Raw genomic sequence first — 11,523 nt, 5'->3', positions numbered from 1 at the left:
GGTGTTGGGATTGCGCGGTCGTGGCGGGGCTTTCCGGGCGTGACTTTTCGAGCGCGGCCGGCAACACGGGCTCGGGCGGCAAGGGCACCACTCCCGGTGTCGTCGCCCCGCCGCACACCGACGCGCAGACGAAGACGGAGGCACAGAAGACCGGCACCCCTCCGGCGAAGACGAACCCGGCCGGCTCCCTGCCGACGCACCCGACGCTCCTGGCCTCAGGAACCGTCGAGGGCGTGCCGTGGAAGGTCACCGCGGTGACCACGGGCGGCAACAACGCCCTGACCGCGGGCCAGAAGTGCCTCGGCCTCGACATCACGGTGAACGGCCACGGCGGGCAGGTCAACACCGAACCGGCCATCGTCTACTGCCTGCCGGTCAAGAACCCCGACCAGTACCTGTGGTTCTACCAGGACACCCTGCAGTACGACTACCAGGGCGGAAAGGGCACCCTGCAGATGGGGCTGGTCCCCGCGGACGTGACGAAGGTCATCGCGCACGTCGACGGCCTGGCCCCGATCACCGAGAACACCATCCCCGCCCCCGCCTTCGACACCCAGGCGTTCTACTTCCTCCCGATCCCGAAGGACGACCAGGGATTCCACGTCACCATCGACGAGTACAACGCGCAGGGCACGAAGGTCGGCACCTACGACAACTCGATGCCGAACCCTACGAAGCACTGACCTGACCCCCGCACGACAAAGCGCCCCCGGACCCACCCAGAGGGTCCGGGGGCGCGCTAAGCGAACCGGTTTTGGTGACGCAGTCGACGCCGCCGAGCGAGTCATGCCGACCGCAGTGCCGCCGCCCGATCCAGCCAAGCCTCAGCCGCGAGCCAGCCAGCCGAGTCAGCTGCCTGCCTCATCGAGCCGGGCCTCAACCGCGAACCGGTCCTGGCAATCCGGCCGGCCCTGCCGAGCGAGTCATGCCGACCGCAGCGCCGCTGCCCGATCCAGCCAAGCCTCAGCCGCGAGCCCGCACCAGCCGTGCCGACCCAGCCGCTTGCCTCATCGAGCGAGATCTCAACCGCGAGCCAGCGCCGGCGGTGCAGCCAACCTCGCCGAGCCCGCCGCCCGCTCTCCCTGCCCCCCAACCGCGAACCAGCCCCGCCGATCGCTCGGCGGGGCTGCCGGTCGTGCCTCAGCGCTGGGCCGGGATCGAAGCCTCGTCGGCGGCCTCCAGCTCGTCCTCGGCCTCGCCGAGGGCGGCCAGGGCGTTGACGTTCACCGCGCCGCCGGTCAGGGTGGCCAGCATCTCGCGCACGTTGTGCAGCTGGGCGTTGATGCTGTCGCGGCGGTGGGTCAGCGCCGCCAGCTCGCGCTCGGCCTCGCTGCGGATGCGGTCGGTCTTGCTGCGGGCGTCGGCGATGATGTCGTCGGCCTGGCGCTGCGCGGTCTCGATCGTGGAGCGCGCGCGGCGCTCGGCGTCGGTGCGCATCTTCTCCGCCTCCAGGCGGAGCTGCTCGGCGCGGTTCTCGATCTCGGCGAGGCGCTTCTCGGCCTTGGCCTGGCGGGCCGCCAGGTCGCGCTCGGACTGCTCGCGGCGCTTGGCCAGCTTGGTCTCGAAGTCGGTGGCGGCCGCCGCGGCCTTGGCGCGGGTCTCCTCGAAGAGCGCCTCGGCCTCCTCGCGCTTGGTCGCCGCGTCCTTGGCGGCGGTGGCGCGGACCTGGTTGGCGTCGTCCTTGGCCTTCTCGACGATCCGCACGGCCTCCTCATCCGCCTTGGCCTTGCGGTCCTTGGCGTACTGCTCGGCGTCGGTGCGGACCTTCATGGCGGCCTGGTCGGCCAGCTCGCGGTGCGCGTCGGCGGCGCGGCGGGCCTCCTCGCGCAGGTCCTTCGCCTCTTCCTCGGCCAGGCGCAGGATCTTCTCCACGCGCGCGCCGAGACCGGCGTAGCTGGGCTCGCTGTCGGCGAGCTGCGCCTGCACCGTCTGGTTCTCCAGGTGGAGTTCCTCGATGCGCTTCTCCATGGAGCCGGACCGGGAGTGCGCCGCGTCCCGCTCGGCGATCAGCTTGGTGATTCGGTCGTTGACCTGGACCGGGTCGTACCCGCGGCGCACTTGCTCGAAGCCGTGCGGCGAATGCATGTCGCTCATGAGATCCCTGTCGCGATTCACTGGCCCGCGTCGGGCCGGGGGTGAGTGAACAATCTACAAGTGGCGGTGAAGGTGTATGTACTGAAGGAGGTGGTGTAGGGGAATCCTGGCACGAAACGCGCTTCGCTTCGACCGGGTGGCGCGTAATCGAACAAACGGACCCGCAAACCCCAACCTATCGAGTGTTTCTAACGATCGCCCACCCGTCTCCCACCACCGCCCGTTACGGAGTCGCTGCGCTCCACTGACCATGGGTTACGGGCCGTGGGCGAGAACCTGCGGCGAGTCATGACCTAGCGGCGGCGTCGGAACGCACACGATGTGTCTCAGTCCTCCGACGGTGGCCCGACGGGGACGGAGACCGACGTCGCCAGCGCGTCCAGCACGCCGTGCACCCGCGACATCTCGGCTTTGATCTCCTGCTTGCGCACTTCGATCTCCTCGACCTCGCGCTTGGCGTCCGCCCGCAACTGCTCGGTCTCGTCCGTGGCCTTCGTCACCAGCTGCTCGGAGAGCTCCCGCGCCTCGGCGACCGTCTCAGCAGCCTGCTTCCGCGCCGTCGCGAGCGCGGTCTCGGCCTCGGAGTTCGCCTGCTCCCGGGTCTCCAGCGCCTTCTTGTCGGCGGCTTCCAGCACCCCGTCCGCGGTCCGCCTTATGCGCTCGACGTCCGCCTTGGCCCCCGACGTGACGCGCTCGGCGTCGTTCTCGGCGGTCGTGGTGACGCGCGCGGCCTCCTCGCGCGCGGCCGCCAGCATCCGGTCGACCTCGTTCTCGCTGTCGGCCCGCACCTTGACGGCCTCCGAGCGCGCCATCGCCACCAGCTTGTCCGCGTCCCGGCCGGAGGCCTCCAGCTTGCGGCCGGCCTCCTCGCGCGCTTCGCTGCGGATCTTGTCGGCGTCGGTCCGCGCCGCCTCGGCGCTGGCCGCCGATTCGTGGTGGATGCGCTCGGACTCCGACTTCGCGGCCTTCACCATGGTGTCCGACTTGGTGCGGGCCTCGGCCAGCGCGGCCTCGGCCTCGGCGCGCATCGCGGCGGCGTCCCGGCGCGCCTCGGCCCGGATCTGCACCGCCTCCTCGGCAGCCTCCACCCCGAGCACCGCGGCGGCCGCCTCGGCCTCGCCGTGGATCCGCTCGGCGTCGGCGATCTGCCGGTCCGCGGCGGCCTGCGCCTCTTCCACTATCCCGGCGACCTCGGCGCGCACGGCCGCGGCGTAGCGCGTGCCCTCCTCGCCGATCTTGCGCGCCTCGGCCTGCGCGGCCTCCATGGCCTCGTTCCCCGCGGCCTCGCCGGCCTGCCGGGTCTGCGCGGCGTAGGAGTCGGCCTCGGCGCGCGTGACCTCGCCGGCCCGGTCGGAGTCGGCCTTGGTCTTGGCCGCGTACGCCTCGGTCTCGGCGCGCAGCGCGTTCGCGTAGTCCTCGGCGGCGACCCGGACGACGTCGCCGGCTCGCTCCGCGTCGGCCTTCGTCTTCGCCGAGTACACGTCGGCCGCCGCACGCGTGGTGTGCGAGTACTTCTCGGCCTCGGCGCGCACCTCGTCGCTGGCCCGGTCGGTGTCGGCCTTGGTCTGCGCCGCGTACGCGTCCGCCTCGCCGCGCACCCCGGCCGAGTAGTTCTCGGTCTCGGCGCGCAGGTTCTCGGCGGCCTGCTCGGAGTCGGCCTTGGTCTTCGCGGCGTAGGCGTCGGCCTCGGACCGCACGCCCACGGAGTAGTTCTCGGTCTCGACCCGCAGCTTGTCGGCCGCGTGCTCGGCGTCGGCCTTGGTCTTGGCCGCGTAGCCGTCCGCCTCGGCCCGGACCCCGGTCGCGTAGTTGTCGGTGTCGGCCTGGAGCCTCTCCGAGGCGAGCTCGGAGTCCGCCTTGGTCTTGGCCGCGTACGCGTCGGCGTCGCCGCGCATGCCCCCGGAGTAGGCGTCCGCGTCGTTCCGCGTCTGCATCGAGTACTGGTCGGCGGCCTGCTGCATCTGCTGCGCGTAGCCGTCGGCGTCCGCGCGGACCTTGCCCGCCTCGGCGTCGGTCGTCGCCCGGATCTGCGCGGCGTAGGTATCAGCGTCCTGCCGCGTCGTCCGCGAGTAGTCGTCGGTGTCCGAGCGCAGCTTGTCGGTCTCGGCGTTGACCGCGTTGCGGGTGTTGTCGGCGTAGCGGTCGGCCTCGGTCCGGGTGGTGGTCGCGTAGGTGTCCGCCTCGCCGCGGGTGTTCTGCGAGTACCGGTCCGCCCCGTCGCGCGCCTTGGCCGTGTCGGCCTCGGTCCGGGCCTGCAGCTCGTCGATGCGCGCCTGGGACTTCTCGCGCAGCCGCTGCATCTCCTCGCGGGCCGCGTTCTGCATGGCCTCGACACCGGCCTCGGTGTCCACCCGCAGCTGCTCGGCCGCCGTGTGCGCGTCCTCGTGCGCCTGCTGCGCCGCCGAGTGCAGCTCGCTGGCCTGCGCGTGCAGCGCCTCGATCTGGCCGCGCAGCGGGGCCACGTCCTCCTCGGCGGCGACGCGCGTGGCGTCGGCGTCGTTCTGGCCCTTGGCGATCAGTTCCTCGACGGCCCTGGCCACCTGGTCCAGCCGCGTCGCCGCCTGCTCCTCGGCCTCGGCCAGGATCCGCCCGGCGTTGCCGGTGACCTGGTCGGCCTCCGAGCGGGCCTCGGCCCGCATCCGCGCGGCGTCGTTCGCCGCCTCCTGGCGGGCCTGCTGCGCGGTCGCCTCGGACTCGGCCCGCAGGTGCTGCGCGGCCGCCTCCGCCTCGCCGCGCACCCGCAGCCCCTCGGCGTTGGACTCGGCGCGGGTCCGCTCGGCCTGTCCGCCGGCCTCCATCAACATCCGCGAGGCCTCGGCGCGCGCGGAGTTCACCGACGCGTCAGCCTCGGACTTGGCGGTGGCCCGGATCTGCTGGGCGTGCTCCTGGGCCTGCTGGGCCTGACCTGCGGCGGCGTTCAGCACCCGCTCGGCCTCGGCCTGGGCCGCCTCGCGGGTCTTCTCGGCCTCGGCGCGCGCCGCGGTCCGCATGTTCTCGGTCTCCATGCGGACGTGCTCGATGGCCTGCGCGGTCTCCATCGCTATCCGGTCGCGGCCGGCCTCGACCTCGCCGCGGGCCGCCTCGATGATCCGGCCGCGGTGCGACTCGGTGTCCGAGCGCACCTTCTCGGCCCACGCGGCCATCTCGTTGACCTGAGCCTCGGCCTGCTGCCGCTTCTCGGTCAGCTCGCGGTCCAGCGACTGCCGGCGGTTGCCGACCTCGGTGTGCCACTCGGCTTCCAGCTCCGCGGAGCGGTGCGCGGCCTCTTCCAGCAGGCGCGCGGTCTTCGCGCGGGACTCGCGCAGCTCGCGCTCGGCGGCCGCGCGGACCTGGTCGGCCTGGATCTGGGCGTTGCGGAGCATCTGCTCCACCTGCCCGGAGATGTTGTCGAAGCGCGGCTGGGCGGCCAGGCGGCGCTGCTCATGGAGCTTGGAGCGCAGGACCTCGATCTGGTAGCGCAGGTCCTCGGTGTCGGTGACGGCCTCGTCGCGGGCCGTGCGGAGCTTGTCGAGCTCCTTCTCCATCTCCGAGAACGTGGCCTCGACGTCGTGCTTGTCGTAGCCCCCGGGTTCGTCCTCGTAGGACTCGTACGACTCGCCGTAGGGCGCGCGTGATCGCGGCGGGTAGCCGCCAGATTGCGCGGAGTTCGCGCCGCGGCGCGCGTGGGATCCGCGATCGCCGCCACGATCGCCGTAGCGATCGGTGCTGCGTTCGTCGAGCCGCCCTGGTCCCATGACAGTGAATCGTGTCAGATTTCCGGCCGGATGACACCTAGTCGGGCCGGGGAATGAGTAGAGGCTTCGGATGCTACCAGGCCGAACTCGCAGGCCCTCTCATGTCGGACATCGTCCCGAGAATCAGTGCCTTGTGGAAGGCGCGCAGGCCGCAGCGGTGCGGTAGCCCTGCGTCGCGTCATCTTCACTGTCGGTGGCGGCGAAATTCGAAAAACCGAGCGAAGGCGGGCAATGCCGCCTCCGCTCGGATGTCGGGACGCGTTGTCTCGCCCCGGTGCCGCCGTGGCGGAGATCACACGTTGCGGAACCGATTGATCGCGGGCAGTAGCCGCTCGCGCTTGGCCGCGTCGCGCACGCCGAGGCCTTCCTCGGGCGCCAGACAGAGCACGCCGACCTTGCCCTGGTGCAGGTTCTGGTGGACGTCGTACGCGGCCTGGCCGGTCTGCTCCAGCGGGTAGGACTTCGACAGCGTGGGGTGGATCATCCCCTTGTCGATGAGGCGGTTCGCCTCCCACGCCTCGCGGTAGTTGGCGAAGTGCGAGCCGATGATGCTCTTGAGGTTCATCCACAGGTAGCGGTTGTCATAGCTGTGGTTGAAGCCCGACGTGGACGCGCAGGTGACGATCTTGCCGCCGCGCTTGGCGACGTAGACGCTGGCGCCGAAGGTCTCCCGGCCGGGGTGCTCGAAGACGATGTCCGGGTCCTCGCCGCCGGTCAGTTCCCTGATCTTCGCGCCGAAGCGCTGCCACTCCTTCGGGTCCTGCTCGCTAGCTTTTAGATCAGGCCCAGTGTTCTTCCAGAACCGGAAGCCCTCGGCCTTGCGGTCGATGATGAGGTCGGCGCCCATCGCCCGGCAGAGCTCCGCCTTGTCCGGCGAGGAGACCACGCACACCGGGATCGCGCCGCCGTTCAGTGCCATCTGCGTCGCGTAGCTCCCCAGGCCGCCGGAGGCGCCCCAGATCAGCACCACGTCGCCCTGCTTCATCGCCGCGCCGTTCTTGGAGACCAGCTGGCGGTAGGCGGTGGAGTTGACCAGTCCCGGGGAGGCGGCCTCCTCCCAGGTCAGGTGGTCCGGCTTGGGCATCAGCTGGTTGGCCTTGACCAGCGCCAGGTGCGCCAGGCCGCCGAAGTTGGTCTCGAAGCCCCAGATCCGCTGCTGCGGGTCGAGCATGGTGTCGTCGTGGCCCTCGGCGTCCTCCAACTCGACGCTCAGGCAGTGCGCGACCACCTCGTCGCCCGGCTTCCACTTGTTGACGCCGGGACCGGTGCGCAGCACGACGCCGGCCAGGTCCGAGCCGATCACGTGGTAGGGCAGGTCGTGGCGGCGGGTGAGTTCGGACACCTTGCCGTACCGCTTGAGGAAACTGAAGGTGGAGACCGGCTCGAAGATCGAGGTCCACACCGAGTTGTAGTTGATGGCGCTGGCCATCACCGCGACGATCGCCTCGCCCGGACCCAGCTCCGGCGTCGCCACGTCCTCCACGTGGAGCGACCGCCGCGGGTCCTTGTCCCAGCTCTCCATCCCCGCGAACATCTCGGCCTCGTCGGCGTGGACGGTGACCGCGCGGTAGGTGTCGGGAAGCTTCAGGTGCGGGAAGTCCTCGGCCGGGGTGGTCCCGGCTTGGATCGCGGCGAGAATCTCTGATGTCTCTTGCTGCATCGTCGGCCTCCAGGGGTCGGCGGCGTCGCGGGCCGGTGCTTGCCGTCTGTGAGGGCAGTACGGCAGTCGGCCCTGGGAGTGAGGGCAGGAGCTACTCACTGGTAACTATGGCGCTCCGTCCGGACCCTGGCTAGGTGGGCCTTGTCACAGATTCCGCCCGGCCCCTATCACCCTGCAACATCTTGACGTCACAGGTGACGGCAGTGATAACGGTGCGCGGTCGTGTAACCGAGGGACGCATAGAGCGCAAGCGCGGGAGCGTTCCCCTCCTCGACTTCCAAGTAGGTGTTCTCCGCGCCGTTCTCGGCGGCGAAGGCCAGAAGGTCCCGCAATACGATCCGCGCCAGTCCGCGCCGCCGTGCGGCTTCCGCCGTCGCCAGTGCGGCGATCCCCGCATAGCCGCTTCCGGTGTCAATGGCGACGCGGCCGACAGAGAGCGGCTCTCCGTTGTCGTCGCGGACCACCGCGAAGGCGATCAGCGCGTCGCCGGTGGTCAGGATGTCCTTGAACTCGGGGATGCCGTGGCCGCGACGGTAGACCGTGAAGTAGTCCTCGGGGAGTTCTGGAGTGGCCTTCGCTGTGCGATGGAAGTCCGTGGAACCGCTAAGCGTTTCCAACGCAGGCGCCAATGGCGCGGTCTGGCGCAGGGCGGGGCGAAGGGTTTCGGTGAAGCCGAGAGCGGCGATCTCGCTATCCAGCGGACTGCCGTCGATCGTCTGCACAAGGCCGGGCAGAGCGCGCTCCGCGAACCAATCCCGCACCGCGTCCAGAGTCTGGGGAAGCGGCATTCCGGAATCCCCTAGAGGGATCGCAGTGTTGGCGCGCGAAGTGTGTCCGCCGGCGGCTCGTAGTTCCCAGTCGCCTATAGAGGCGCGCTCAGAGAAACCCCATCCCGTTGCCGCGATCGCCTGAAGATCCATGCGCGGAGGCTAATGGGGACGCCCTGGGTTACGCAGCTAGGTATCGCAATACGGCCAGCACACGGCGGTGCCCGAGGTCGTCCGGTTGCAGGTCCAGCTTCATGAAGATGTTGTTGATGTGCTTTCCCACGGCGCTCTCGCTGACCGCCAGCACGTCCGCTATAGCGGCGTTCGCGCGGCCCTCGGCCATCAGCGCCAGCACGTCGCGCTCGCGCGGAGTGAGCCGGTCCAGGGGGTCCGTGGGGCGGCGCACCAGCAACTGCGCCACGACCTCCGGGTCCAGCGCGGTGCCGCCGGCCGCCACGCGCTCCAGGGACTCGATGAAGGAGTCGATGTCGGCGACCCGGTCCTTGAGCAGATAGCCGACCCGCGTCGTGTCGCGGGCCAGCAGGTCGGTCGCGTAGCGTTCCTCGACGAACTGGGACAGGACCAGGACGGCCGTGGCCGGGAACCGTTCGCGGATCTGCACCGCGGCGACGATGCCCTCGTCCTTGAACGTCGGGGGCATGCGGACGTCGGCCACCACCGCGTCCGGCCGGTGCTGCTCCACGGCGGCCAGCAGCGTGATCCCGTCGCCGGTCTCGGCGACCACCTCGTGGCCGGAGAGCTCCAGGACCCGGACCACCCCCGCGCGGATGAGGACGGAGTCGTCCGCGATCACCACGCGCATGGTTCCCCCTGGCATCACACCCCGCAGGGCAGCTCGGCGGTCAGGACAGTCGGACCGCCGCTCGGTGATGTTAGCCGCAGCCGGCCGTCCACCGAAGCGACGCGCTGCGCCAGCCCGGTCAGGCCGGTGCCGCCCTGCGCGTCCGCGCCGCCGACGCCGTCGTCGGTGACCCGGATCAGGAGGTGGTCCTGCCGCCGGGAGACGTCGACCGCGGCCTGTTTCGCGCGGGAGTGCTTGACCACGTTCGCCAGCGCCTCGGAGACCACGAAGTAGGCGACGGTCTCCACCGAGGCGCTGAGCGGGCCGGTGGCGCCGACGGTCAGCCTCACCGGGACCGCCGAGCGGGCCGCGACGCCGGACAGCGCGGCGTCCAGGCCCCGGTCGTCCAGGACCGCCGGGTGCAGGCCGCGCACCAGGTTCCGGATCTCCGCCATCGCGTCCTTGACCTGCTCGTGGGCGTCGATGATGACGGACATCGCCTCGGGCGGCACGTCTCCCCTTTCCTTGAGCGTCTTGCGGGCGATGCCCAGGTGCACGGCCAGCGACATCAGGCGCTGCTGCGCGCCGTCGTGCAGATCGCGCTCGATGCGGCGGCGCTCGGCGTCCGCGGCCTCGACCGCGGCGGCGCGGCTGTCGGACAGGGTCTGCACCCGGTTCGCCAGCACGATGGTCTCGCTCGGGCCGAGCAGGCGCCGGGCGGCGGCGAGGTCGGCGGCGGCGAGCAGGCGGATCAGGCGCGGCCCGAAGTAGGTGACGGTGCCGGCCAGCAGGAGGTAAGCACACTGACCCCAGAACTTGCCGGTGAGGCCGTGCTTGGGGTCGATGACGCCCAGCGCGTGCGGGGGGAGCTTGACCGCCACCACGACCGCCACCAGGTCCATGAAGGCCAGGCCCACGACGGTCAGCCCGATCAGCGGGCCGGCTATCAGGTGGTAGAGCGTCTGCCGCCACAGCGCCTCCGACCGCAGGCCCTGCCGGACCTGGCCCCGGTACAGCCGCGGCGTCTCGACCCGGTGGATCTCCACGCTCCGGAACGCGCGGAAGCGGCTGCGCTGCCAGCTCGTCAGGATGGGTGCCAGCGTGAGCACCACGGCCGGGACGACCAGCACGGAGACCACGAACCGGGGGATGCCGGGGTTGGCCGCGTTCAGGATCAGGTACAGCGGCTGGCTCCCGACCATCAGGATCACCATCGACCCGGCCCACAGCGGCAGCCCGCTCACCAGGAACAGGGCGTCCCACCCGGCCTCGCCCCAGCGGATGCGCAGGTTCTCTCGCGTCGTCGGCACGCGTTCACGGTATTCGCGCACGTCGAACCTGGTCCATCAGGTCTGCCTCACCCCCCGGGGTGGTGCTGGCCCCACCCCCGAACCGCCAGGTCGCACTACTGATTCGGCGGCCCGCCGTGGCCAGCATGGGATGAGTCCGAAACACAGCCTCCGAATGTTCTCCGGAAGGACTCACATGTCCCGCGTGGTCATCTTCTCCGCCTCGGTCGGCGCCGGTCACGACAGCGCTGCCACGGCCCTCGCCGACCGGCTGACCGCGCGCGGCTTCGCGGTCGACCGGCACGACTTCCTGACCCTGATGCCCGGCGGCCGCACGATGTGCGACTCCTACCGCCGCATGATCACCCACGCCCCGGCGCTGTACCAGTGCATCTACTCACGCACCGAGCGCGCGGCCCGCCCCGGCCTGGTGCAGCGCCACCTGCTGCGCGGCGCGGAGCAAGCGGTGCTGGACGCGATACCGCCGGACGCGGCCGCGGCGGTGGCGACGTACCCGCTGGCGGCGCAGGTACTGGGCCGGCTGCGCGCGTCGGGCCGGCTGGCGGTGCCGGTGGTGGTGACGTTCACGGACTTCTCGGTGCATCCCCTGTGGATCGCGCCGGGCGTGGACCTGTACCTGGCACCGCACGCGGTGACCGCGGCGCAGGCGGTGGCGCACGGCGTGGCACCGTCCCGGGTCACGGTGGCCCGGCCGCTGGTGTCGGCGCGGTTCACGCCGCGCACGGCGGCACAGCGGCAGGCGGCGCGAGCGCGCTTCGGCCTGGACGCGGCGGACAAGCCGCTGGCGCTGCTGCTCGGGGGCTCGTGGGGCGTCGGCGACATTGAGCGCACGGCCCGCGACCTGGCGGCGTCGGGCGTGGTGACGCCGGTGGTGGTGTGCGGACGCAACGAGGCACTGCGGGGGCGGCTGCGCGCGGCGGGGTTCCCGCACGTGTTCGGGTGGGTCGGTGACATGCCGACGCTGATGGCGGCCGCTGATGTGATGGTGCAGAACGCGGGGGCTTCCTCCACGCTGGAGGCTTTCGCCACCGGGCTGCCGGTCGCCACCTACCGGAGCCTGGTCGGGCACGGCCGGACCAACGCGGCGGTGCTGGATGCGGCGGGGCTCGCGGTGTGGGTGCGATCGGAGGGGGAGCTGGCGGGGACGCTGCGGGAG

General features: G+C 71.3%; 8 protein-coding genes. 2 read left to right on the top strand and 6 right to left on the bottom strand.

The annotated features are described in order from the left end of the window. Positions 1-683, top strand: a 683-nt coding sequence (locus GWK61_RS47880; protein ID WP_228564158.1) for a hypothetical protein, incomplete at its 5' end; no start/stop codon positions are given. A 457-nt stretch (positions 684-1,140) separates the two neighbouring features. Here the strand turns inward: GWK61_RS47880 and GWK61_RS47875 are convergent. The 6 genes from GWK61_RS47875 to GWK61_RS47850 form a co-directional block, all read right to left on the bottom strand. Further along, positions 1,141-2,094 (bottom strand): coiled-coil domain-containing protein, encoded by a 954-nt coding sequence (locus tag GWK61_RS47875; RefSeq protein ID WP_194920002.1) that lies wholly within the window; start codon positions 2,092-2,094, stop codon positions 1,141-1,143. A 326-nt stretch (positions 2,095-2,420) separates the two neighbouring features. Beyond that, complete coding sequence (locus GWK61_RS47870) at positions 2,421-5,828, bottom strand: polarized growth protein Scy-related protein (RefSeq protein WP_194919993.1); 3,408 nt, start codon at positions 5,826-5,828, stop codon at positions 2,421-2,423. 292 nt (positions 5,829-6,120) lie between these two features. After that, positions 6,121-7,488 carry a crotonyl-CoA carboxylase/reductase gene (gene ccrA / locus GWK61_RS47865; RefSeq protein ID WP_194919991.1) on the bottom strand — a complete coding sequence of 456 codons (1,368 nt, stop codon included), beginning with the start codon at positions 7,486-7,488 and terminating at the stop codon, positions 6,121-6,123. A 188-nt stretch (positions 7,489-7,676) separates the two neighbouring features. Further along, positions 7,677-8,408 (bottom strand): GNAT family N-acetyltransferase, encoded by a 732-nt coding sequence (locus GWK61_RS47860; protein WP_194919981.1) that lies wholly within the window; start codon positions 8,406-8,408, stop codon positions 7,677-7,679. Between the two features lie 28 nt (positions 8,409-8,436). Continuing rightward, positions 8,437-9,078, bottom strand: coding sequence for a response regulator transcription factor (locus GWK61_RS47855; RefSeq protein ID WP_194919973.1), 642 nt, complete (start codon positions 9,076-9,078; stop codon positions 8,437-8,439). Positions 9,079-9,092: 14 nt separating this feature from the next. Next, positions 9,093-10,367, bottom strand: coding sequence for a sensor histidine kinase (locus tag GWK61_RS47850; protein WP_194919971.1), 1,275 nt, complete (start codon positions 10,365-10,367; stop codon positions 9,093-9,095). 175 nt (positions 10,368-10,542) lie between these two features. Between GWK61_RS47850 and GWK61_RS47845 the strand changes: the two genes are divergently transcribed. Next, on the top strand, positions 10,543-11,523 hold a 981-nt coding region (locus tag GWK61_RS47845; protein WP_194919969.1), incomplete at its 3' end, for an MGDG synthase family glycosyltransferase.

This window comes from Catenulispora rubra (genome assembly GCF_015356825.1).
Classification (GTDB): domain Bacteria; phylum Actinomycetota; class Actinomycetes; order Streptomycetales; family Catenulisporaceae; genus Catenulispora; species Catenulispora rubra.
The sequence above is the reverse complement of the archived record's forward strand: the minus strand, read 5'-3'. Positions and strand labels throughout refer to the sequence as shown.

Coding starts and splice junctions, on each gene's coding strand:
- GWK61_RS47875 (WP_194920002.1), bottom strand. CDS start 2,094: ATGAGCGACATGCATTCGCCGCACGGCTTCGAGCAAGTGCGCCGCGGG.
- GWK61_RS47870 (WP_194919993.1), bottom strand. CDS start 5,828: ATGGGACCAGGGCGGCTCGACGAACGCAGCACCGATCGCTACGGCGAT.
- ccrA (WP_194919991.1), bottom strand. CDS start 7,488: ATGCAGCAAGAGACATCAGAGATTCTCGCCGCGATCCAAGCCGGGACC.
- GWK61_RS47855 (WP_194919973.1), bottom strand. CDS start 9,078: ATGCGCGTGGTGATCGCGGACGACTCCGTCCTCATCCGCGCGGGGGTG.
- GWK61_RS47860 (WP_194919981.1), bottom strand. CDS start 8,408: ATGGATCTTCAGGCGATCGCGGCAACGGGATGGGGTTTCTCTGAGCGC.